The following is a 23,380-nucleotide window of genomic DNA, read 5'->3' on the forward strand; positions in this document are numbered from 1 at the left end:
CCAGGTAGTCCCAGGCCGCGAACCACCGTCATCGCTGACCTAGGTCCCCGTACCCCCGTACACGAACAGGTCCACGTTCCCCATGCCTTCGGAGGCACCATGAGCCGGGAGTCCCACCCGGGGCAGTCCCGGCCCACCGCCGTCATCGTCATCGCGCCTGACGAACGCAGCGCCGAGATCCTCGTCGAGGGACAACGCCAGGTCGTCACGGGTCAGGCGCCCAAGGAGACGCGGCGCGCCGCGCTGGACGTCGCCACCGGCTACGCCGCCAGAATCGGTCAGCCGGTCCTCATCGACGCCCGCGACGCCAACGGCTACTGGCGCCTGGTCGCCACACCCACGGGCGTGGTGCAGGCGGCCGACCAGGTCGTGCCCGGCCGCGAGCCGACGCCGCCGCCTCCTCCCGCTCCGGCCGGTCCTCCCGTCAGCGGTCCCGAGACCGGTGCCCAGCCCGGGGCCAGGGCCAAGACGAAGAGGAAGGGCGGCCGGACCCTCGTCATCGTGGGCGCCGCCGTGCTCGCCCTGGTACTGCTCGCCGGTGCGGGCGCCGCCGCCTGGCGCTTCCTGCCCGGCCTCGGCGGGGGCCCCGGGGGCGATGTCGCCGCGGACGTGACCACCCTCAACCACCCCGCGCCGCCCCACTTCTCCACGACCGTCGACTTCAGCGCGCGGATCGCCCCGGGCAGTCAGCCGGGGGTCAGCCGCCGGGGCGACCTGCTCGCCTACGTCGACCCCGAGCAGCGGCTCAACCTGCTCGACGCCGACGGCGAGAACCTGTGGTCGGCCGACCTGCCCGTGGAGTCCGGGGAGGCCCTCGGCGAACTCCGGTTCGTGGAGTACGGCGGCGAGGGCGCCGTGGTCATGGAGACCGCCGGAACCCTGTGGTTCTGGCCCGTCGCGGGCGGCGAGCCCACCGGCGTGGACCTCCCCGAGAACGCCTCCGTGCAGTACGTGGGCAGCTCCGTGCTCGTGCGCACCGAGAGCGATGCCTTCGTCCCGGTCGGCGCGGAGCTTGAGCCGGTCGGGGTCCCCGAGGGCTCCGCGCCCATGCTGGCCGACGGGGAGAACGTCCTCACCGCCGTCGTCAACGGTCCCTGGACCTGGGTCAGCCCCGACGACAACCCCGTGCAGGTCACCGCCCAGAGGCCGCACGACGCGGGCGAGATGGAGGCCGTGCTCACCGCCCTGCGCGAGTACGTCATCATCCGCTGGGAGCCCCTCCGCGGCGAGGGCGCCGTCCTGGCCTTCCACGACACCCAGGACGGCAGCGTCGTCGGCAGCGCCCAGATCGACCCCGCCGACCTTGAGGACGTGCGCCACCGCTCGGAGGCCGTCGGCCCCCGCCTGGTCGCCTACGGACCCGCGGTGATGAACCCCGAGAACGGCCGGACCGCCGTGGTCCCCGGCCTCAAGCCCCAGATCGCGGTGGGCTCCCTCGTCTTCGGCCAGATCGACGACGCCCCGGTGGCCGTCGACGCCGAGGGCAGGGTCGAGGAGGCCGCGGCGGATTCCGTCCCACCCATCGGCCTGCTCGGCGAGCGGGCCGTCGTGGTCCACGAGGACCACCTCTATGCCATCCCCTCTGAATAGATGAGTACACGAGAAGAAGAAAGGAGTGGGATGACCCCCAAGAAGCGTGTTTTCACCGTGACCGCGGCCGGCCTGTTCATGGCCGGTTTCTCCGCGGGTCCGGCGTTCGCCGACACCCTGGACGCGACCGCGATCGAGGCTGCCCCCCAGGCCGCCGAGACCACGGTGGTCGACCTGCCGGTCGAGGAAGTGGTCCACACCACCGCCGAGATCCTCCCGCTGGAGCTCCCCGGCCCCGGTGACGGTGATGGCGACGGCGGTAGCGACCCCGGCCCCGGCCCCGTGGACCCCGGTCCCGTGGACCCGGGCCCGGGTGACGGTGGTGGCGACGACGGTGGCGACCCCGGCCCCGGTGACCCGGGTGACGGTGGTGGCGACGACGGTGGCGACCCCGGTGACGGTGGCGGTGACGACGGTGGCGACCCCGGTGACGGCGGTGGCGACGACGGTAACCCCCCCGGTGGCGGTGACGACGGCGGCCCCGGTGACGGTGGTGGCGACGACGGCGGCCCCGGTGACGGTGGCGGCGACGACGGCGGCCCCGGTGACGGCGGTGGCGACGACGGCGGCCCCGGTGACGGCGGTGGCGACGACGGCGGCCCCGGTGACGGCGGTGGCGGTGACGACGGCGGCAACCCCCCCGGTAACGGCGGTGGCGACGACGGCGGCACGCCCCCTGGTGACGGCGACGGCGGCGGCGACCCCGGTGACGGTGACGAGATCCAGGCCCCCGGTACCACCGCCCCCGGTGGTTCCGCCCCCGAGGCCGCCGCTCCGGTGAGCGAGGGCAACGGCGACGGCGACGACGACGGTGACGAGACCCTCGCCACCACCGGCGTCGACATGCAGGGCTTCGTGCTCGGCGGCGCCGTGGTGACGGGCATCGGCGCTCTGGCCCTGTGGGCCGGGGCCCGCCGTCCGGCTCCGATCGCCTAACGGCATCACCCCGCCGCACGGCCGCTGAGGCCGCGCGGCGACGAGGGCCCCCGACCACCAGGTCGGGGGCTCTCTCACGTGCGCGGGAGGAGAGCCGCGCCGTCCCTGCGGGGCGGTCCCAGCGGGGACGGTGCCGCGGTCCTCAGGCCCTCACATGCGCGGACGCAGGGCGAAGGCGAGCAGGAAGGCGCCCACGCCCGCCCCCGCGATCACCCACAGCGCGTTCCCCAGGCTGGAGGAGTCGGCGAGGAAGCCCACCAGCGGGGGGAAGGCCAGGAAGCCCGCGCGGCCCAGCCACCCGACGACGGTGATCCCGTCCCCGGTGCGCACGCCCGGCACGTTCCCCGCCGCAGCCAGGGTCAGCGGGAAGAGCGTGGACACGCCCAGTCCCATCACCCCGAAGCCGATGACCGTGGCCACCGGGTGCGGTACCAGCAGGGCGAACGCGATCCCGCCGCCCGCCAGGAGTCCGCACGCGCGCCCCACGGCTGCCGCGCCGAACCGGTCGGTCACCCGGTCGCCGACAAGCCGACCCAGCGTCATCATCGCCTGGCAGGCCACGAACGGCATCGCCGCCAGGAACAGCGACGCCTCCAGTTCCGAGGTCATGTACACCGCGCCCCAGGAGGCGGCGGAGTCCTCGATGCCGCCGGCGAACATCAGCAGCACGCTGAGCCCCACCAGGAGCAGCACGGCCCGTCCGGGCACGCGCAGGCGCCGCCCGCTCCCCGCGTCGGTGCCGTCCTCGCGCTCGCTGCTCTCCGGACCGGGCAGCAGCATCCGGCTCACCGCCAGGTTCACGCACAGCAGCAGCGCGGCCACACCGCCCAGGTGCCACAGGATGGGCACCCCGGCACCGGCCATGGCCGCGCCCAGGAGGCCTCCGGCCACCGCGGCCAGGCTCCACAACGCGTGGAAGGTGTTGATGATGCTGCGTCTGTAGCGCCGCTGGACGCGCAGCCCGTGCGAGTTCTGCGCCGAGTCGGTCCAGGCGTCCGCGCTGCCCAGTACGAACAGCGCCGCCGCCAACATCCACCAGTTCTGCGCCAGCGCGATGAATGGGAGCGCTCCCAAGGAGATGAGGCTGGTCCCCACCGCCGTTCGGCCGCTGCCGAACCAGTGGATCAGCGGGCCCGCCAGCATGCCGGTCAGGATCGCGCCGGTCGGCATCGCCGCGATCGCCAGACCCAGTTCCGCGTTGCTCAACCCCAGCTGGGACTTGAGCACCGGGAGCCACGGAACGGCGTTGGTGTAGGTGAAGCCGTTGACGAAGAAGAGGGTGGAGACCGCGATCCTGGCCCTGCGGGCCTCCGGCGGAGGGGACTCGGTTCTGGTCTGGACGTTCACGGCGGCTCCCAGGACGGCTTTCGGTGCGGGGAGATGTTATCGGGTCCGGTCATCGGATGGCAGGCCTTCTCGGTGGCCCCGAACGGGCTCGTCCTCGGGGCGGTCCTGTTCCACCGCCCGTGCGGAGGGGCCCTGCCGCGGAGCCGCCGTCCACGGTGGTACCGGTACGGCGGGTCCGGCCGGGCCCTCCTTGCCTTCGGGCGCAAGAGGAAGTCAAATAGAGGTCCTGCTCCGTCACCGGACAGGCCCCCGACCGCCCCGACCGGACCCCGCCTCCGTCCCCGACCGGCCCCCGGACCCCACCGCCACCGCCTCCGTCCCGCTCGGATCCCCGTCCGCCACCGCCTCCGGGGCCCGGCCCGAGCCCCCGCCCGGCGGCCCGCTCCCGCGCAGGGCGTCCCAGCCCGCTGTCCGCCGCCTCCCCACGCCGGGAACCGTGTCCGCACGGCCCGGACGGAACCGGAAGAGCCCATGATCAACACGAGCGCGCTGCGAGAGAAGCCCACACTCACCGGGAAGAGCGTACGTCTGGAGCCCCTGGCGGCCGAGCACACCGACGCCTACTTCGCCGCCAGCCTCGATGAGGAGGTCCGCAGACTCACCGGCACCCACCGCCGCATCACCTACGCGCAGGCCAGGGAGTGGTGCGAGAGCCGCGCCGACCGCACCGACCGCCTGGACCTGGCCATCACCGCACCCAAGGACGGGCGCTACCTGGGCGAGCTGTCGGTCTACGCCGTCGCGCCCGAGAACGAGAGCGCCGGGTACCGCATCGCCCTGTCCGCGATCGAGTTCACCGGCCGGGGCCTGGGCAGGGAGGCCACCCAGCTCGTGCTGGAGTACGCCTTCGAGCGCATCGGCCTGCACCGCGTCTGGCTGTACGTCTACGCCTTCAACATGAGGGCGATCGCCGTCTACCGCTCCTGCGGCTTCGCCGTGGAGGGACGGCTGCGCGACTCCCTGCTGTGGGAGGGGCGCCGCCACGACGCCCTGCTGATGGCCGTGTTCAGGAACGGCTTCCGCCGCACCTGAGGGACGGGTTTTGCTCGGGTTCGGGGTTGGAACCGCCGTGTCGGGGGGTATCTCGGTACCACTTTCCAGCGGCTCATCCACACAGCCGAGAGGAGCGGTACCGGGGCCCGGGCCCCGGCGCCGGTGAGGACATGAACCCAGTACCCGTTTCACTGCCCTTCGCCGACAGGTCGGAGGCGGGACGCCGACTCGCGGAGCGGGTGCGCCCCTTCGCGGTCAACGATCCGCTCGTGCTGGCCCTGCCCCGCGGCGGCGTGCCCGTCGGCGCGGAACTCGCCCTGCGGCTCGACGCCGACTTCGACGTGCTCATGGTCCGCAAGATCGGCCTGCCGGGACACCCCGAGATGGGGGTCGGCGCCATCGCCGAGGACGGGCACGTCATCTACGACGACCGCGCCCTGGCCCGGCTGCACGTGCCCCGCCAGGCCCTGTCCGACACCGTCGCCGCCGAACGCGACGAACTCGACCGCAGGCGCCGCGTCTACCGGGGCGATCGCCCGTCCCCGCGCATCGCCGGGCGCGACTGCGTGGTCGTGGACGACGGCGTCGCCACCGGGGGCACCGCCCGCGCCGCGCTGCGCATGGTCCGCCAGGCCGGGCCCGCACGTGTGGTCCTGGCCGTGCCCGTCGCCTCGCCGGAGGCGGTCGCCCTGCTGCGCGACGAGGCCGACGCCCTGGTGGTGCTCGGCGCGCCGGACAACTTCCGCGCGGTGGGGGAGTGGTACCGCGACTTCGGCCAGCTCTCCGACGACCACGTCACCGCCATCCTGGCCGAGAACGCGCACACGCGGCCGCGGTCGGGCGGAACGCGGCGCGTGCGGGTGCCCGCGGGGAGGGTCCACCTCGACGGCGACCTCACCGTGCCCGCCGAGACGCGCGGCGCGGTGGTGATGGCCGCGGGGCAGGGGCGCGCGGACGAGCGATGGCGGTCGGTCGCCTCCGTCCTGCAGCAGGCCGGGTACGCGACCCTGCTCATGGACCTGCTGACCGAGCAGGAACGCTCCCTCGGCGCCTCCGAAGCCGTCTCCGACGCCGCTTCCGACACCGGCGCCGACGTGCTCGGCGGGCGGTTGGGCGCCGCGGTCACCTGGCTGCGCGGGGCCGAGGACACCGCCGACGAGCCCCTGGGCGTGCTGGCCTCGGGCGACGCCGCGGCGTCAGCCCTGGTCGCCGCGGCCCGGCACCCGCGGGACGTGGCCGCGGTGGTGGCGCACGGAGGGCGGATCGACGTGGCCGAGGCGAGCCTGCCGGACGTGCGGGCGTCGGTCCTGGTGCTGCTGGAGGGAGACGACTCCTTCCTGCGCGAGCTCGGCGAGTGGACGCGCGCCCGGATAGGCGGTTCCACGGACCTGCGGGTGGTGTCGGGAGCCGAACGGCTGCTCCGGGACTCCCGCGAGTGGCGCCGTGTGGCGGCGGAGGCCCTGGACTGGTTCGACCGGCACCTGGACACGGGCCCGCGGTGAGGCGCCGACGGACCGGGCGCGGCCGCCTCGCCCGGCGGCGGGGCGGCCTTCACCGGACACGGGAGGACTCCGGGCATGAGAAAACCCGCGGCGCCCTCGACGTTGCTCGTCGGGGCGCCGCGGGTTGTTCGGGGGCCGGGGCCACCGGGGGAGATCCGCTTGCCGGGAATCCGGACTATGCGGCGTTCGCGCGACGCATACGGCGACGGCGCTCGGAGGCGCGCTCGTCCTCGTTCAGCCCGCCCCAGGTGCCGTACTTCTCCGGACGCGAGATCGCATAGTCCAGGCAGTCGGTTCGAACCGGGCAGGCCGCACAGATCTCCTTGGCCTTGCGCTCACGGATCTCCCGTTCCGGCTGGCGTTCGCCGTCCGGACCGAAGAAGAGCACAAGGTCCTCGCCCCGGCACGCGGCGGCATCCTGCCACCCCCAGCTCGGGCGGGGGCGCAGCGCGGCCTGCCGACGTACCTGAGACATGCTTGAACCACCTCTACTGAAATCACTAGTAAGCTGTCGGAAAAAGCTTCAGTCACCAAAATTGGTCATGCGGCGCGAGTCACCCCGCACGACGCAAACGCCGAGCGGTGCGAGTGATGTTCCCCGGTGTGGCTGAGACCACGAGAAGCACAGGTACTGCGGCACCGATCCGCCGATGGGCGGAGTGCTCTCACGCGAACGGCTGCGGAGGCGGTGACGGCCTCCGTCCGAGCCGGTACGTAATCATGCCATCCCTCATCCCGATCATGCACGGGGGGTAGGGAAATTACTCGCACAACCGTTACCGAAACCAGATGACAACTGACCGGTGTGCGGTCTTTTGTCTGAGTTTGTTGCACATCGCAAGATCTGAGGCCTTGCGAAGGACACAGCACATCGTATGGTGCGATGTCCCTCCTGCCTAGGGGGTCCTCCTGATGTGCGGGTCACATTGCGGTCTGTACGGAGCTCCGAGTTCGGACCTGACCGTATGTCCTCACCCTCCGTCGACGCCGGTGAGGGGGCAGCGGCCCCTGTCAGCCCCGCTCCCGGGCGCCCTCCACCGCGTCCCGCGCCCGTTCCCGCCGGTCCCGGATCCCCTCGCGACACGCCGCCCCCCGGCGCCTCCGCCGGCTGCCTCCCGCATGCCTGAAGGCTGCCCCTAGGGGAAGTACCAGGGTGGGGCGTCCGAACGGGTCGTGGTGCGCGGGCGTCCCAGACGGTAGAAACAACGGACGCGGCCGCTTCCCGGCCGCACGTCCCCGCACCGGGACACCAACACAAGGGAGAACAAGAACACCGTGGGCCTCTTGCGGTTCATCCTGAACGTCATCTGGATCTTCGTCGCGGGATTCTGGCTGGCCGTCGGTTATGTCTTCGCGGGCATCATCTGCTGCGTCCTCATCGTCACGATCCCCTTCGGTATCGCCTCGTTCCGCATGGCCAGGTACGCGATCTGGCCCTTCGGGCGCGACCTGGTCCGCAGGCCCGGCGCGGGCGGGGGCAGCACCTTCCTCAACGTCATCTGGGTGATCGTCGCCGGTTGGTGGCTGGCCCTCGGCCACATCGCCACCGCGATCGGCCTCGCCGTCACTATCATCGGTATCCCCATGGCCTGGGCGTCGCTGAAGATGATCCCCGTCGCCCTCGCGCCCTTCGGCAACGAGATCGTCGAGAGCGGCCACCCGCGGGAACCCTGGCAGTTCTGACAGCGTTGACCTCCCACCGGGCCCGTGGAAAACACGGGCCCCACCCGTTCGCCCTCGCGAGACCACCCCCATGCGGCCGTCGGTTCCCCGACCTCCACCGCGCAACGTCCAGAGAATGGAGTCCATGTGCAAGCCCAGCGGCCGGGAGTGTGGGCGCTCCTGAACAAGTGGCTCTCCGCCCGCAGAGCCCGCGCCGAGCGCCTCGCCAGGCTGGAGGCGGAGAACGAGCGCGGCGCCGAACCCCAGGCCGCGGACGAGGACTCCCACGAACAGCAGGGCGGCCCCGACGACCTCCTGCGCTCCATCAGCGACGTGGCCTGGCGGGTACTGCTCATCGGCGTGGTGGCGGGCCTGCTCGTCTACGTGCTCGTCTACCTGTCGGTCGTCACGCTGCCGGTGATCCTGGCGGTGTTCATCACCGCCCTGCTCATGCCGATCGCCAGCGGGCTGCGCCGCAGGGGGCTGGGCCGGGGACTGTCGACCACGATCGCCCTGCTGGTCGGACTCATCATCTTCGGCGGCGTGATCTCGCTGATCGTCACGCCCGCGATCCAGGGCTTCGGCCCGCTCGTGGACAGCGTCACCAGCGCGATCACCGAGCTCCAGGACATCCGGCTGCCCTTCGTCGATCCGGCCCTGTTCACCGACATGATCGACGACGCCTGGGTGCAGATCCAGAGCATGATCACCGAGAACCAGGACCAGCTGCTCAGCGGCGCCTGGACGGCCACCTCGGCGGTGATCTCGGTCCTGGTCGGCATCGTCCTCATCATCGCCCTGACCGTGTACTTCGTGCACTCGGGCGACCAGCTCATGGACTGGCTGGTCACCCTGCTGCCCGCCCGCTCGCGCCCGGGCATGCGCCACGCGGGCGAGGTCGCCTACGGGGTCATGGGCCGCTACGTGCGCGGTGTGGCGGCGGTCGGCTTCTTCGACGCCGTCGGCATCGGCATCGTCCTGATCATCTTCCTCGACATCAACCTGGCCATCCCGCTGATCGTGCTGACCTTCGTCGGCGCCTTCCTGCCGATCATCGGCGCCTTCCTCACCGGCCTGCTCGCCGCCCTGGTGGCCTTCGTGACCGAGGGCTGGATCGTCGCCCTGATCGTGGTCGGCGCCGTGCTCCTGGTGCAGCAGCTGGAGAGCAACGTCTTCGCGCCGCGCATCTACGGCGCCTCCCTCGACCTGCCCTCGCCGATCGTGCTCATCGGGATCTCCGTCGGCGCGGTCGTCGGCAACATCCCCGGCATGTTCCTGTCCACCCCGGTGGTCGCCGTGCTGGCCGCGCTGCTGCGCAACCGCCCGCCCTCCAGCGGTGACGGCTCCGACGCGGAGGACAAGGACGTGGCAGAGGTCAGGGCGGACACCGTCGTGGTCAGGACCGACCGGGAGGCCGGCCAGGACGGCGCGGGCGGAGCCACCCCGGTCGATCCCCCCGAGCAGAAGTAGGTGCGGGGCGGCGCCGCTCCGGTCGCGCCGCCCCCGGGAATGCCCGGCGCCCCCGACCCGTTGACCGGGCGGGGGCGCCCGCGTTCCGGTCACATCCCTCGCGCCGCCCCCCGCCGGTGCCGTTAGTCTGGGTCGGCAGGTCCGAAACCACCCCTCCCGCCGCCGCTGCGGGGGAGCACGTCTCCCCGCGGCGCACACGCGTGCCCGGCCGCACAGACCGGCTGCGCGGACCGGCGCACAGACCGGCCGCACAGAACCGTCCCACCACCTCGTAGGAAGCCTCACCATGCTGATCGCCACCGACCTCGAACTGCGCGTCGGTCCTCGACTCCTGTTGGAGCCGACCACCTTCCGCGTCGCCGCCGGGGACCGGATCGGACTGGTCGGCCGCAACGGTGCGGGCAAGACCACCATGACCAAGGTGCTGGCGGGCGAGGGCCTGCCCACCGGCGGTACGGTCACCTCCTCCGGCAGCATCGGCTACCTGCCCCAGGACCCGCGCACCGGCGACCTGGACGTGATCGCCAGGGACCGGATCCTGTCGGCGCGCGGCATCGACGAGGCCCTGCGCGGCATGCGCGAGGCCGAGAAGAAGATGGCCAGCACCGACACCAAGACCCGCAACAAGGGCGTGCGCGCCTACTCGCGCTGGGAGGAGCGGCTGCACGTGCTGGGCGGCTACTCCGCCGAGTCCGAGGCCGCCGCCATCTCCTCCAGCCTGGGGCTGCCGGACAAGGTGCTCGGCCAGCCGCTGCACACGCTCTCGGGCGGTCAGCGCCGCCGGATCGAGCTGGCGCGCATCCTGTTCAGCGGGGCCGACACCCTGCTCCTGGACGAGCCCACCAACCACCTGGACGCCGACTCCATCGCCTGGCTGCGCGACTTCCTCAAGTCCCACCAGGGCGGGCTCATCGTGATCAGCCACGACGTGGACCTGGTCGAGCACGTGGTGAACAAGGTGTTCTACCTCGACGCCAACCGCAGCACCATCGACGTCTACAACATGGGCTGGAAGCTGTACCTGGAGCAGCGCGAGGCCGACGAGCGCCGCCGCAGGCGCGAGCTGGCCAACGCCGAGAAGCAGGCCGACACCCTGCGCAAGCAGGCCGACCGGTTCCGGGCCAAGGCGTCCAAGGCGCGCGCCGCGCAGCAGATGCTCAACCGGGCCGACAAGCTCCTGGACGGCGTGCAGGGCGTGCGCAAGTCCGACAAGGTGGCCAAGCTGCGCTTCCCCGACCCGGCGCCCAGCGGTCGCACGCCGCTCATGGCCGAGGGCCTGTCCAAGTCCTACGGGTCCCTGGAGATCTTCGCCGGGGTGGACCTGGCCATCGACCGGGGCAGCCGCGTGGTGATCCTGGGCCTCAACGGCGCGGGCAAGACCACCCTGCTGCGCCTGCTCGGCGACGTCGAGAAGCCCGACACCGGCCGGGTCGTGCCCGGTCACGGGCTCAAGCTCGGCTACTACGCCCAGGAGCACGAGACCCTGGACGTGGGCCGGTCCGTGCTGGAGAACATGATGAGCGCGGCCCCGGACCTGCCGGAGGTCGAGGCGCGGCGCACGCTGGGCTCGTTCCTGTTCACCGGCGACGACGTGGACAAGCCCGCGGGCGTGCTCTCCGGCGGTGAGAAGACCCGGCTGGCGCTGGCCACGCTGGTGGTCTCCAGCGCCAACGTGCTGCTGCTGGACGAGCCCACCAACAACCTGGACCCCGCCAGCCGCGAGGAGATCCTGGCGGCGCTGCGCAACTACAAGGGCGCGATCGTGCTCGTCACCCACGACGAGGGCGCGGTCGAGGCCCTCCAGCCCGAGCGGGTCATCCTCCTGCCCGACGGCGTGGAGGACGTGTGGAACGCCGAGTTCGAGGACCTCATCGCTCTGGCCTGACACCGCCCGCGGCAGGCGCGGAACGTGGGGGAGGTGGACGCCCGGCAGGTCCGGGAGGTTTACCTCCCCTCTTTTCGGCCAGTGTTTGCCCCGTGCCGAAAACGGCGTTCTCGGCGGGGCGCCCGCGTGGTGTGGCGGGCCGCGGGCCCGATACCGGATCATGAGGGTGTCCCACGACGGGTGATCCGACGACTCTGAGGAGCGAGCAAGTGAACGACGCGCCGATCAAGCGCCCACGGCTGGCGGGGGAGGACCGCTCCGCGCTCGCCGCCCAGCTCAAGAGCCGCTACGACGCGGGGGAGAGCATCCGCATGCTGGCGGCGGCCACCGGGCGGTCCTACGGTTTCGTCCACCGGCTCCTGAGCGAGGCCGGGGTGGAGCTGCGCGGCCGCGGGGGGCCCACGCGCAAGGCGTGAGGCGCCGCGGCCCCGGCCCGCTCGCCGCCCTGTATTACTGATGGGTAATATCCGGGGTGACGCCGAACACGACGGAGGAACCCATGGCACAGGCGACGAACGGGCCCGGACCGGCGCCCACCGAGGAGGAGCTCTCCCGGGCCCGGCTCAGGCTGGCGGTGCGGGGGCCGGTCGCCCGCATCACCATCAGCCGCCCCGACCGTCGCAACGCGATGACCGGGCGCACCTGGACCACGCTGGCCCACATCGGCCAGACCCTCCCCGAAGACGTCCGAATCGTCGTCATCGACGGGGACGGCGACATCTTCTCCGCCGGGATCGACCTCGGCATGTTCAGCCCCGAGGGCGTCGACGGCGAGCGCTCCATGGTCGCGGGTCTGGCCGACGGCACCGCCTCCGACGCCGAGGTCCGGGACTACATCGCCGGTTTGCAGGAGGGCTTCCTCTGGCTGCGCCGCCCCGACCTGGTCACCGTCGCCGCCGTGCGCGGCCACGCCATCGGCGCCGGCTTCCAGCTGGCCCTGTCCTGCGACCTGCGCATCCTGGCCGACGACGCCCAGCTGTGCATGAAGGAGCCCGCCCTGGGCCTGGTCCCCGACCTCACCGGCACCAAGCCCCTGGTCGACATCGTCGGTGTCAACCGCGCCGTCGAGATCTGCCTGACCGCGCGCCGCGTGGGTGCCCAGGAGGCGCGCGACCTGGGTCTGGCCGAGCTCGTGGTCCCCGCCGCCGAGCTCTCCGGGGCCGTGGACGACGTCGTCGCCGCCCTGCTCGCCACCGACCGCGCGGCCGCCACCGCCACCAAGGCCCTGCTCCAGCAGGCCGCGGGCAACACCCTCCAGCAGCAGGCCGAGGCCGAGCGCACGGCGCAGGCCGCCCGGCTCGCAGCCCTGGCCCGCGCCACGGCCGACGGTGCCCGCTAGCGGGCGACCGGAAGCGTTCTGGCCTGCGGCGATGTCGTACTTGTGGCGAGGTTCCGCTCCGGACCCGCTGCAAGTACAGGATCAGGGCGCGGGGAGCCGACCGGATACCCAGCGGTTGCGCGAAGATGTGGACGGGAGGGGGAGACCCTTGTCACCGGTCTGAAACCCCCACCCCGTCCCCGTCGCGAGGCGATCTCTAGTAGTCTTCTACGAGCGGTCGTGACATGCCGCGCGCATCCGAGCGCGCCGAGGCCGCGCAAGACGCGGAGAGCGTGCCGACCCGGTCGGCGCCACTCTTGACCCGAAGAGTCGCTCGTCCCCCCACGCCAGTGAGGATCTCACGAGCTCAGGAGCCCCACAAATGCAGGGGCCCGCTTCCGCGTGTGATCAGGCGCGTTTGTGTGATTTCTTCGCTGGGTCGGTCATGGCCGTGTGAAGCCTTCCTCGAAACGCCGCCAAACGATGAGGAAGGTACACGTCACTTGACGACGGACACTGCCGTAACGCCTGCCTTCGACAGCCTGGGCCTGCCCCAGGACATTGTCGACGAGCTGGCCAAGAACGGTGTGACCACCCCGTTCCCGATCCAGGCCGCCACCATTCCCGACGCCATCGAGGGCCGCGACGTCCTCGGCTGCGGCCGCACCGGATCGGGTAAGACCCTGGCCTTCGGCCTGCCGGTCCTGATGCGCGCCGCCGAGCGCCGCGCCGCCGCCAACCGGCCCCGGGCCCTGATCCTGGTGCCCACCCGCGAGCTGGCCCACCAGGTCCGCGACGCCCTGCGCACCTACGCCCGCGTCGTGGGCGTGCGCGTGGGCGACGTCGTCGGCGGCAGCTCCTACACCCGCCAGATCAACGAGCTGCGCCGCGGCGTCGAGGTCCTGGTCGCCACTCCCGGCCGTCTGTCGGACCTGATCGACCAGGGCGCCTGCGACCTGGGCGACGTGGAGGTCTCGGTGCTGGACGAGGCCGACCAGATGTGCGACATGGGCTTCATGCCGCAGGTCAGCGAGCTCCTGGACCAGGTCCGCCCCGACGGTCAGACCCTGCTGTTCTCGGCCACGCTCGACGGCGACGTCGACAGGCTGGTCCGCAAGTACATGAACGAGCCGCGCACCCACTCCGTGGACCCGCCGGTCTCGCAGGTCACCGCGATGGAGCACCACCTGCTCAAGGTGCTGCCCCGCGACAAGAACACGATCGTCACCCAGATCGCCGCGCGCGAGGGCCGCACGATCCTGTTCGTGCGCAGCAAGTACCGCGCCGACACCATCAGCGAGCAGCTGGCCCAGGCCGGTGTCCCCTGCGCCTCGCTGCACGGCGGCAAGACCCAGAGCGTGCGCACCCGCACCCTGGCCAAGTTCCGTGAGGGCCGCATCCAGGCCCTGGTCGCCACCGACGTCGCCGCCCGCGGCATCCACGTCGACGGCATCGACATGGTGGTCAACGTCGACCTGCCCACCGGCCACAAGGACTACCTGCACCGCGGCGGCCGCACCGCCCGCGCGGGTGCCTCCGGCCTGGTGGTCTCCCTGGTGGCGCCCAACCAGCGCCGCATGGCCCGCCGTCTGCTCAGCGACGCCGGGGTGGAGGCCAAGCAGCACCTGGTCAACCCCGGAGACGAGCTGCTCAGCGAGGTGACCGGAGCCAAGGAGCCCTCCTGGGAGCCGTGGATCGAGCCGCCGGAGCCCGTGCGCGAGCGTCGTGGCCGCGGCGGCCCCCGTCGGGGCGGCCCCCGCGGTGGCGGTGGCGGCGGCTACCGGGGCGGCGGCGGTTACCGCGGCGGTGAGCGCCGCGGCGGCGGTGGCGACAGCCGCGGCGGCTACCGGGGCGACCGTCCCGGTGGTGAGCGCCGTGACTACGCCCCGCGCGGCGAGGGCGGCTACCGCGGCGGCGAGCGCCGCGGGGACGACAGCCGCGGCGGCTACCGGGGCGACCGTCCCGGTGGTGAGCGCCGTGACTACGCCCCGCGCGGCGAGGGCGGCTACCGCGGCGGCGAGCGCCGCGGCGGCGGTGGCGGCTACCGGGGTGGCGGCGACAACCGCGGCGGCTACCGCGGCGACCGTCGCGGCCCGCGCCGCGAGGAGCGCTTCGACTCCGCTCCGCAGTACTGATCCCGTCACCGCTCCCGCGCTTGGAGCGGTACCGGTACAGACCCGGGCCCGGCAGGTGGCACCTGCCGGGCCCGGGCCCTTTTTCCGGGGTTACCCACTTCTCTCGGACACTGCCGCCTCCCGCAGGTCGAGGACCCTGCTCCCGCGGGAGAGCGCGACGGCGACCTAGGTCCGCGGCGCACCCGTCGCCGCGTCGGCGTCCCCCGTGTCCGAACCGGCGGTCGCACTGCCGCCCGCGGCCGTGTACCGGGTACGCAGATGGCGCAGGTAGGCGTCGGCACAGGGGTGGCGCCGGTCCTGTGCGCCGTGCCGGTGCAGACGCAGCTGTCCTTCGCCGGTGATCCGGACCGTGGTGGTGGCCCGCCTGCCCGTCTCCCCGGCGGGGTCCGCCGCCCACCCGGGACCCGGCCGTTCCAGGACGGGGACGGCGGCGGGGAACATGGCCAGGGCCTCACCGGTGGTGGCGGCGGGTGGGCGGCCGGTGCGGTTGGCACTGCTGACGTAGAGCACCGGGTGGTCGTCCAGGAGCGGGCGGAGCGGTTGCCAGCGGGTGCCGAAAAGCAGAACCCACCCGTCCTTGGCGGCCGGTTCCAGCCAGGCCGGCCGCTCGGCCTGCGGGTGCAGCGGCAGCAGGACGGTGAGGTGCTCCTCGACCAGCAGGCGCCGCGCCAGCACGCGGTCTTCGGAGGCGAGGGCCCAGACGCCGTCGAGGGCGCGCAGGGTGTCGGGGTGGTGCGCCCACAGGGCGACGGACTGCCCGACGGCGCGGCCCTTGGCGCGGTTGACGGCGGGCGCGGTGGCGGCGGTGATCACGTGGGTGAGGGGCGCGGGGTTCGGCAGCACGACCGCCGTGCCTCGGCCCAGGGCCCGCCGGGCCTCGGCCAGGGTCACCGGTGCGCGGGACCGGCTGCCGTCGTCAGGGTTCACGAGGCTCTCCCTGCGGTGGTGTGGGCGAGGCCGTCGAGGTAGTCGGCGAACGCGTGGTCGTCGACCACGGCCCGCCCGGTGCGGAAGGCACGGGACTTCACCCATGCCATCGCGGCGGAGGTCTGTTCGCGGTCGAGGGTCCTGCCCAGGCGGGAGGCCACGGCGGTCACCACGCGGGCGCTGGCCAGGTGGGTGAGGACGACCGTCGGTTCGATGCCGAGGAGCCGCTTGGGGTCGTAAGGCTGGAAGAGCTGCGGGTGGACGAAGGGGGTGCCGGTGGAGATCGTGCCCACCCCGGTGCCGACGACGGGCGTGGTGACGCTCAGCGGGACCCCGGTCTCCTCGGCCACCAGCCGCGCGATCCCCGGCAGCAGGGTCAGGTCCGGTTCCCTCCGCCACAGCTCGGCGTCCGCGCCGAACAGATCCGTGCCGTGACGGGCGAGGAGGAGCAGCAGTTGCTCGGTGGCGACCATGCCCGCCCGCTCGGCGATGCCCAGCCACGAGCTGGACACGACCCGCACCCCGGCGGCCATCGCCTGCAGGGTGTTGGCCAGCCCGAGCCCGAGGTCGTTGTGCAGGTGCGAGGCGAGGACCACCTCGTCGCCGGCGCCCTCCCGCACCCGGGAGAACATCTCCCGGCAGTCATGGGGTAGCTGCGCTCCCACCGTGTCGGCCAGAACGACCAGCCCGGCCCCGGCGCCCGTGAGCTCCTGCGCGGAGTGCGCCATCAGGGCGTGGTCGGCACGGGAGGCGTCCGCCAGGCACACGTCCACCGCGACCCCGTCGTCGAGGCCGCGGGCGTGTCTGACCAGGTCCGCCCCGGCCGTGAGCGCCTCCGCCGCGGTGCGATGGACCATCACCTGGGCCATCGCCTCGGAGGCGGGCACCACCACCATCACCCGGGCATGGCGGCTGCCCTTCACCGAGGCGACCGCCTGCTCCACGTCCCGGCGAGCCCCCCGGCACACCGCCGCCACGCTCACCGCGCCCTCGGCCTCCGCGGCGACCTGACGCACGGCCTCGAACTCCTCATCGCACACGGCTGGGAAGCCGGCCGCGAAGACGACCTGCCGCGGGCCGTCGGCACCGAAGATCCGACCGGTCTCCCGGGCCAATCGCACCCTGGCCGCAGGAGGGATCAAGGTCTTGGCCTGGGCTCCGTCCCGGGCCGACTCCTCCCACAGCACCACACGATTCGCCTGTGCAGACTCCCGCACCACGTCCACGGACGCCACTCCCTCTCGTTTCCAGCCCGGCCATGTTCACCGCGCCGTCAGCAGGAACGATCACAAGGCTGTGTAAAGCGCGGATTTCGTTAATATGATCATTTGCAGGCTGTAATGGAACAACTTCAATCCGCTACGGCGCGCGTATCCGTGCAGCTCGTCCACGGGGCCGGCGGAACGGGGAACGGGGCCGCCTCCCTGCCGATGGCGCAGAACCTCTCGGCGTACGCCGTCGGGGTGGTGCGCTCGGTCAGGCGGGCCAGCCGGAGCGGACCCGCCAGCGTGCCCCGGACGCCGGTGCCGGTCCGGGGCCCGACCACGTGCCCGCGGCGGGTTGTTGACCCGTTACGGTCCTTTACCGCTCCTTCGCGTGTCCGCACGGTCTCCCACCCCCGGTGACGTGGACACTTGCCGAAGACCGGACCGCCTGAAGGGGAGCGCGTGAACAACGCAGTCGTCGCCGTCAACGACTTCTTCTGGAGCTACTTCCTCATCCCGCTCCTGATCGTCCTCGCCGTCTACTTCACGGTGCGTTCGGGGATCGTGCAGGTGCGCCTGCTGCCGGAGATGTTCCGAGTCCTGGGCAGCGCCCCGGGCGTGGCCCCCGACGGCAGGCGGGAGATCTCCTCCTTCCAGGCCTTCTCCATCTCGGCCGCCTCACGGGTGGGGACGGGCAACATCGTCGGCGTGTCCACCGCGATCATCCTGGGCGGCCCGGGCGCGGTGTTCTGGATGTGGACGATGGCCGCGGTGCTGGGCGCCGCGGCGTTCGTGGAGTCCACCCTGGCCCAGCTGTACAAGGTGCGCACCAGCACCGGCTTCCGGGGCGGCCCGGCCTACTACATGGAGAAGGGGCTGGGCAGGCGGTGGATGGGCGTGCTGTTCGCGGTGATCATCACCGTGACCTTCAGCCTGGTGTTCAACACGGTGCAGGCCAACAGCATCGCCGCCGCCGTGTCCACCTCCGTCGGAGCCCTCGGCGGGACGCCCGGCCTGCTGCTGTCGGCCGTGATCGGGCTGGTGCTGGTGGGCCTGACCGCGCTGGTGATCTTCGGCGGGGTCCGGCGCATCGCGCACGCCGCCCAGGCGCTGGTCCCGCTCATGGCCGTCCTGTACATCCTGCTCGGCCTGTGGGTGGTCGCCCTCAACATAGGGGAGCTGCCACGGGTCGTCGGCGACATCTTCGCGTCGGCGTTCGGCGCGCGCGAGTTCGTCGCCGGGGGAGTGGGCACGGCCATCGTCCAGGGCATGCGGCGCGGCATGTTCTCCAACGAGGCGGGCCTGGGGTCGGCCCCCAACGCCGGTGCCACCGCCTCGGTCTCCCACCCGGTCAAGCAGGGGCTCGTGCAGACCCTGGGCGTGTACTTCGACACCTGGCTGGTGTGCTCGGTGACGGCCTTCATCGTCCTGGTCCACGGTCCCCAGTACGGCGAGGACAGGGGCATCCAGGTCACGCAGGGGGCGCTGGAGGCCAGCCTGGGTGAGTGGTCGCTCCACGCGCTCACGGTCATCCTCTTCCTTCTGGCCTTCACCTCCGTGCTGGGCAACTACTACTACGGGGAGACCAACCTCCAGTTCCTGGACAGCAGTCCCCAGCACATGACCTACTTCCGCTACGCGGTCCTGGCGGCGGTCTTCCTCGGCTCCGTGGCGCCCCTGACCCTGGTGTGGAACCTCGCCGACATCTCCATGGGGGTCATGGCCACCGTCAACCTGCTGGCCCTGGCGCCGCTGTCGGGAGTCGCCTTCCGGCTGCTGGCCGACTACAGCCGCCAGCTGCGCAACGGCCTGGACCCCCAGTTCACGCTCTCCAAGATGCCCGGTCTGCGCAACGTGGAGTGCTGGGGCCCGGCCTCCGGGCCCCAGCCCGAGGACGTGCCCCGCGATGAGGGAGAGGCGCCTCCGGACCCGGGGGCCGTCGCGGCGGAGCACGCGGGGGACGGGGAGGAGAACGGCCCGGAGGAGGCGGAGCCGCACGGCGCGACGGCCGTGGACGAGGCGGGTGACGCGGACCGTTCCGACGGCGACGACGGACCCGATGAGGAGAACCCGGGCTCCGGCACGGAGCGATAACCGGGGTATGACGAAGGCATCCCCCTCCCCTCTGGTGTTCCTCGCGGCCGCCGCGGCCGGGCCCGCCCTGGGCGCGCTCTCCCTCCTCGGGGCGGCCCTGCTGCCCTGGGTGTTCGGCGGCCTCTTCACCGACGCGGCGGCGGGCTGGTGCGCCGTCGCGATCCTGCTGGGCCTGTGGGCGAGCACGCGGCTGGCCCCGTGGCAGGTGCCGGTCAGCGGAGCCGTCGCCCTGCTCAGCGCCGTGGTCTGCTACTACGGCGTGATCACCGCCCTCACCGACGGGCCGGGCGCCCTCCTCGACCCCGTGGCATGGCTGCTCCCGGCCTGGCTGTGGCTGCTGGCCGCGTGCGCGGCCGGTCCGCTGCTCACCACCGCCGGGGCGTGGATCCGCCACGAGCGCCGTCCGCGCCGCCTGGTGGGGCTCGGCCTGCTGGGCGGTGTCTTCCTCGCCGACGCGCTGCTCCCGGTGCTGGACTGGGCGCACTTTCGGATCGTGTCGCCGGAGACGACCCTGCCCCGCTCGCCGGCGCCCATGTTCGCCCAGTCCGCGTTCTACGTGCTGGTGGGCGTCGTGCTCGTCCTGCTGGTGGCCCGCAGGGCCGGGGACCGGCCGCGGGCGCTCGCCGCGACGGTGCCCGCGGGACTGGTGTGGTACGTGGGTGTGTGGGCAGCGCAGAAGACTATTTTTCTGGCCGGGATGGGCTATCTCGGTTGAAACCGGGGGGTGGTTGTCCACAGGCCGGAGTGGGACGCTGACGGGCGAAAACGATTTTCGGTACGATGCGTGGAGTTCCCACCCGACCACCGCGGAGTACCACCGTGTCCGACCGGACGACGCCCGCCGCCGCACCTGATCCAGCCGTGCCCGGCTCCGCCCCGCCCAAGGCCTCCGCCTCGCTCGGCGACACCCTCGCCGGGGGGTGGAGCGACCGCGGCGACGAACTGCCCCCCGAGGACTGGGGGCGCGGGAGCGGTCAGCGCAGGACCGGGACCGTCTGGCTGTTCGCCCTCTTCATCACCGCGATGGCGATGGGGCACGCCTGGGTCACCGACCGGCTGACCAGTGACGCCTTCCTGGCCTGGGCCACCATCTTCACCGCGATCAGCTTCCAGGCGCTGCCCTTCCTGGTCTTCGGCGTCGCGCTGTCGGCGGCGCTCACCGCGTTCGTCCCCGCCTCGGTCTACCAGCGCTTCATCCCCTCCAACCCTGCGCGGGCGGTGCCGGTGGCCGGGGCCTCCGGCGCCCTGCTGCCCGGATGCGAGTGCGCCTCGGTCCCCATCGCCGGAAGCCTGATCAAGGGCGGGGTCGCTCCCGCCGCCGCGCTGACCTTCCTGCTGGCCGCGCCCGCCATCAACCCGATCGTCATGATCGCCACCGCGGTGGCCTTCGCCGGGCAGCCCGAGATGGTGCTCGCCCGGTTCGTCGCCTCGCTGCTGGCCGCCGTGGTCGTCGGGTGGATCTGGGTGCGCTTCGGCCGCACCGACTGGCTGCGCCTGCCCGCGCGCACGCACACCCCCGGCGAGTCCCGGTGGGTCGTCTTCCGCGATTCCATGCTGCACGACATGATGCACGCGGGCGGCTACCTCGTGGTCGGCGGCCTGGCCGCGGCCTCCCTCAACGTCCTGGTCCCGCGCGAGTGGCTGGTGACGGTGGCCGGACTCCCGGTCGTCTCGGTGCTCGTGCTCGCCCTGCTCGCCATCCTGCTGTCCATCTGCTCCGAGGCCGACGCGTTCGTCGCGGTCAGCCTCACCGAGTTCTCGCCCACCGCCAAGCTCGCGTTCATGGTGATCGGCCCGATGGTCGACCTCAAGCTCCTCGCGATGCAGGCGGGCGTGTTCGGCTGGCGCTTCGTGGTGCGCTTCGCGCCGCTGTGCCTGCTGGTCGGGCTGCTCAGCACCTTCCTGATCGGAGGCCTCGTCCTGTGAACCGTATCGCCCAGGGGCTCACCCTCGTCCTGCTCGGCGCCGCCGCGCTGACCAGCACGGTGGCCACCGACCTCTACCTCAACTGGGTCAAGGCGGGTTTCGGTCCCTTCCTCATCGCCGCGGGCGTGGTCATGGCCGTGCTCGGCGTGCTCATCATCGTGGCCGAGCTGCGCGGGGAGAGGGCGGCCGCGACCGCCTCCGAGGACCACTCCGACCACTCCGACCACTCCGCCGACGACCACGGAGACGACCACGGGCACGACCACTCCCGTGCTCCCAGGGTGGCCTGGCTGCTCCTGCTGCCGGTGCTCGCGGTCTTCGTCGTCGCCCCGCCCGCGCTGGGCGCCTACACCGTGGAGTCCACCGCCAGCTCCTCCGCCCCGCCGCCCGAGCAGGCGCGCCCCGGCCGCTTCGACGACGGGCTGGCCGAGGCCGGGCCCGGCGAGGTCGTCGCGATGGACATCCGCCAGTTCGTGATGCGCGCCTGGGTGGACGAGGAACGCCAGCTGGCGGGGCGCGAGATCGAGCTGACCGGCTTCGCGGTGCCCGATCCCGAGGGGGACGGCTGGTTCCTGGCCCGCCTCCAGATGTCCTGCTGCGCCGCCGACGCCATCGTCAACAAGGTGCACATCTCCAACGAGCCCGCGCCGGAGACCGACACCTGGTGGACGGTGCGCGGCACCTGGGTCGAGCCCGAGGGCGACATCGTCGACGTCAGCCAGCACGAGTTCGAGGTCCTGGAGATGGAGGAGGTCAGCGACCCGCCCTCTCCCTACGAGCAGTAACCGCCGGTCCGCTCGCCGAGCGCCGCCACACCGCCGTCGCTTCGACGGATGTCCGGCCCTCTGGGTGACAATGGGTCGGTGCCAGGTTGGGATGACGGGCCCGGGAGGGTGTGGGATCGGATACGTCCCCGGTCGATTCGGGCCCGGGTCACGTTCGGCGCGGTCGCGGCGCTGGCCGTGGTCACCGGACTGGGCCTGGCCCTGACCATCTTCCTCGTCCGCGAGGCGATCGTCGAGCAGGTCCGCGACCTGGCGGCGGAGGAGGCCCGCGACGTCGCCGACCACATCGCGGTCCAGCGCTATCCGGAGCTGATCCCCGACGGGGAGTCCGTCCTGCGGATCCAGGTCGTCGCGCGCGACTCCGGCGAGGTGCTCGCCTCCAGCGACGCCCTGGAGGGGCAGCCGCAGCTGACCGCGGAGCGTCCCACCACCTCCGATCCACGGGTGGACACCACGGTCTGCGGGCCGGTCGCGGGAATCGACCCCCGGACCTGTCTGCTGGTGTCGGGCTACGCCGTCGACGACACGGCCTACGGCGACGTCGTGGTCCTGGCGGCGGTGGGCACGCCCCAGGTCGTGGCCACCCACGTGCTGGAGGACGCGCTGGTGGTGATGGCCTGTGTCCTGCTCACCATCACCGGGATCACCATCTGGTACGGGGTCGGCCGCGCGCTGCGCCCCGTGGAGCAGATCAGGGCCCAGCTCGACACCCTCTCCGTCAGCGACCTGCACCGCAGGCTCCCGGTGCCCGGGAGCGACGACGAGATCGCCTACCTGGCCCGTACCGCCAATCACAGTCTGGAGCGGATGGAGGAGGCGGTCACCCGGCAGCGGCGGTTCGTCTCCGATGCCTCCCACGAGCTGCGCAACCCCATCGCCGGGATGCGGATCAAGCTGGAGATGGAGCTCTCCGACCCCGATCCCGACCCCCGCATGCGTGAGGGGCTGCTCACCGGCCTGCTCTCGGACACCGAGCGGCTGGAGAACATCGTCGCGGACCTGCTCGAACTCGCCCGCCTGGACACCGGGACCGCGCCCGTCCAGGAACGGCTGGACCTGTCAGCGCTGGTCGCGGAGGAGTTCCTGTCCGATCGCCGCACTCCCGAGTTGCGGCTGCACTCCTCCGGCCCGGTCCGCGTCGACGCCAACCGCCTGCGCCTCGTGCGGCTCCTGACGAACCTGGTCGCCAACGCCGACCGGCACGCCAGGTCCCGCGTCGACGTCATCGTCCGGCGGGAGGACGGCTTCGCCGTGGCGGAGGTGCACGACGACGGGACGGGGATTCCGCCGGGGGAGCGGGAGCGGATCTTCGAGCGCTTCGCGCGGTTGAGCGAGTCGCGGGAGCTCGATCCCGGCGGCAGCGGCCTGGGGCTGGCCATCTCCCGTGAGATCGCGCGGGCCCACGGCGGCAGCCTGCTGGCCGGGCACAGCGAACTGCTCGGCGGGGCGGCGTTCATCCTCCGCCTCCCCGAGGCCTCCGAGGAGCCCGAGGACCCTGAGCGCCTCGGGCGTTCCGACCGTCCCGAATAGCGCGGACCGCGCCCCGTTCGCCCTGTTCGCCCCGAACGGCGCGGATCAGCCGGTTCCGCGGGGGTCCGGCGCCGG

19 protein-coding genes are annotated in these 23,380 nt (G+C 72.6%); 15 read left to right on the plus strand and 4 right to left on the minus strand.

Annotated elements, in window-relative coordinates:
• Positions 1-99 precede the first annotated feature (99 nt).
• Complete coding sequence (locus HGB44_RS24200) at positions 100-1,590, plus strand: hypothetical protein (RefSeq protein ID WP_061082033.1); 1,491 nt, start codon at positions 100-102, stop codon at positions 1,588-1,590.
• Positions 1,591-1,620: 30 nt separating this feature from the next.
• Positions 1,621-2,526, plus strand: a complete 906-nt coding sequence (locus HGB44_RS24205) for a hypothetical protein (protein WP_061082032.1) — start codon at positions 1,621-1,623, stop codon at positions 2,524-2,526.
• 150 nt (positions 2,527-2,676) lie between these two features.
• Here the strand turns inward: HGB44_RS24205 and HGB44_RS24210 are convergent, their stop codons facing one another.
• Positions 2,677-3,873 carry an MFS transporter gene (locus tag HGB44_RS24210; RefSeq protein ID WP_061082031.1) on the minus strand — a complete coding sequence of 399 codons (1,197 nt, stop codon included), beginning with the start codon at positions 3,871-3,873 and terminating at the stop codon, positions 2,677-2,679.
• Between the two features lie 471 nt (positions 3,874-4,344).
• On the opposite strand from HGB44_RS24210, the gene HGB44_RS24215 reads away from it, so the two are divergent.
• Both HGB44_RS24215 and HGB44_RS24220 read left to right on the plus strand, forming a co-directional pair.
• Entirely contained in the window at positions 4,345-4,905 is a 561-nt protein-coding gene (locus HGB44_RS24215; RefSeq protein ID WP_061082030.1) for a GNAT family N-acetyltransferase, read from the plus strand.
• 131 nt (positions 4,906-5,036) lie between these two features.
• On the plus strand, positions 5,037-6,368 hold the full coding sequence (locus tag HGB44_RS24220; RefSeq protein WP_061082029.1) for a phosphoribosyltransferase family protein: 1,332 nt from the start codon (positions 5,037-5,039) through the stop codon (positions 6,366-6,368).
• A 175-nt stretch (positions 6,369-6,543) separates the two neighbouring features.
• Here HGB44_RS24220 and HGB44_RS24225 read toward each other — a convergent pair whose 3' ends face one another.
• Complete coding sequence (locus tag HGB44_RS24225; protein WP_017588640.1) at positions 6,544-6,843, minus strand: WhiB family transcriptional regulator; 300 nt, start codon at positions 6,841-6,843, stop codon at positions 6,544-6,546.
• A gap of 800 nt (positions 6,844-7,643) precedes the next feature.
• Here HGB44_RS24225 and HGB44_RS24230 point away from each other — a divergent pair.
• From HGB44_RS24230 to HGB44_RS24255, 6 genes are all read left to right on the plus strand, one after another.
• The gene (locus HGB44_RS24230; RefSeq protein WP_061082028.1) at positions 7,644-8,051 is read left to right on the plus strand and encodes a YccF domain-containing protein; all 408 of its coding nucleotides are present in this window, start codon (positions 7,644-7,646) and stop codon (positions 8,049-8,051) included.
• A gap of 147 nt (positions 8,052-8,198) precedes the next feature.
• A complete protein-coding gene (locus HGB44_RS24235; RefSeq protein WP_231972541.1) occupies positions 8,199-9,500 on the plus strand; it encodes an AI-2E family transporter in 1,302 nt (433 codons plus the stop codon).
• 286 nt (positions 9,501-9,786) lie between these two features.
• A complete protein-coding gene (locus tag HGB44_RS24240) occupies positions 9,787-11,385 on the plus strand; it encodes an ABC-F family ATP-binding cassette domain-containing protein (RefSeq protein ID WP_061082026.1) in 1,599 nt (532 codons plus the stop codon).
• Positions 11,386-11,594: 209 nt separating this feature from the next.
• Positions 11,595-11,801, plus strand: coding sequence for a helix-turn-helix domain-containing protein (locus tag HGB44_RS24245; RefSeq protein ID WP_013153820.1), 207 nt, complete (start codon positions 11,595-11,597; stop codon positions 11,799-11,801).
• An 83-nt stretch (positions 11,802-11,884) separates the two neighbouring features.
• On the plus strand, positions 11,885-12,724 hold the full coding sequence (locus HGB44_RS24250) for an enoyl-CoA hydratase/isomerase family protein (protein ID WP_061082025.1): 840 nt from the start codon (positions 11,885-11,887) through the stop codon (positions 12,722-12,724).
• A 482-nt stretch (positions 12,725-13,206) separates the two neighbouring features.
• On the plus strand, positions 13,207-14,838 hold the full coding sequence (locus tag HGB44_RS24255; protein WP_061082024.1) for a DEAD/DEAH box helicase: 1,632 nt from the start codon (positions 13,207-13,209) through the stop codon (positions 14,836-14,838).
• Positions 14,839-15,003: 165 nt separating this feature from the next.
• Here the strand turns inward: HGB44_RS24255 and HGB44_RS24260 are convergent, their stop codons facing one another.
• Complete coding sequence (locus tag HGB44_RS24260) at positions 15,004-15,765, minus strand: hypothetical protein (RefSeq protein WP_061081410.1); 762 nt, start codon at positions 15,763-15,765, stop codon at positions 15,004-15,006.
• Entirely contained in the window at positions 15,762-16,991 is a 1,230-nt protein-coding gene (locus tag HGB44_RS24265) for a 2-isopropylmalate synthase (RefSeq protein WP_231972490.1), read from the minus strand. Before HGB44_RS24265 ends, HGB44_RS24260 begins: the two co-directional genes overlap by 4 nt.
• Before the next feature lie 441 nt (positions 16,992-17,432).
• Here HGB44_RS24265 and HGB44_RS24270 point away from each other — a divergent pair, with 441 nt between their 5' ends.
• The 5 genes from HGB44_RS24270 (at position 17,433) to HGB44_RS24290 (ending at position 23,305) form a co-directional block, all read left to right on the plus strand.
• Positions 17,433-19,064 (plus strand): alanine/glycine:cation symporter family protein, encoded by a 1,632-nt coding sequence (locus tag HGB44_RS24270; RefSeq protein ID WP_061081407.1) that lies wholly within the window; start codon positions 17,433-17,435, stop codon positions 19,062-19,064.
• Positions 19,065-19,071: 7 nt separating this feature from the next.
• Positions 19,072-19,779 carry a DUF6518 family protein gene (locus HGB44_RS24275; RefSeq protein WP_061081406.1) on the plus strand — a complete coding sequence of 236 codons (708 nt, stop codon included), beginning with the start codon at positions 19,072-19,074 and terminating at the stop codon, positions 19,777-19,779.
• A gap of 104 nt (positions 19,780-19,883) precedes the next feature.
• Positions 19,884-20,990 (plus strand): permease, encoded by a 1,107-nt coding sequence (locus tag HGB44_RS24280; protein WP_061081405.1) that lies wholly within the window; start codon positions 19,884-19,886, stop codon positions 20,988-20,990.
• The gene (locus tag HGB44_RS24285; protein WP_061081404.1) at positions 20,987-21,775 is read left to right on the plus strand and encodes a TIGR03943 family putative permease subunit; all 789 of its coding nucleotides are present in this window, start codon (positions 20,987-20,989) and stop codon (positions 21,773-21,775) included. Before HGB44_RS24280 ends, HGB44_RS24285 begins: the two co-directional genes overlap by 4 nt.
• 78 nt (positions 21,776-21,853) lie before the next feature.
• Positions 21,854-23,305, plus strand: coding sequence for a sensor histidine kinase (locus tag HGB44_RS24290; RefSeq protein WP_231972489.1), 1,452 nt, complete (start codon positions 21,854-21,856; stop codon positions 23,303-23,305).
• Positions 23,306-23,380 lie beyond the last annotated feature (75 nt).

Source organism: Nocardiopsis alborubida (genome assembly GCF_012396365.1).
GTDB classification, from domain to species: domain Bacteria; phylum Actinomycetota; class Actinomycetes; order Streptosporangiales; family Streptosporangiaceae; genus Nocardiopsis; species Nocardiopsis alborubida.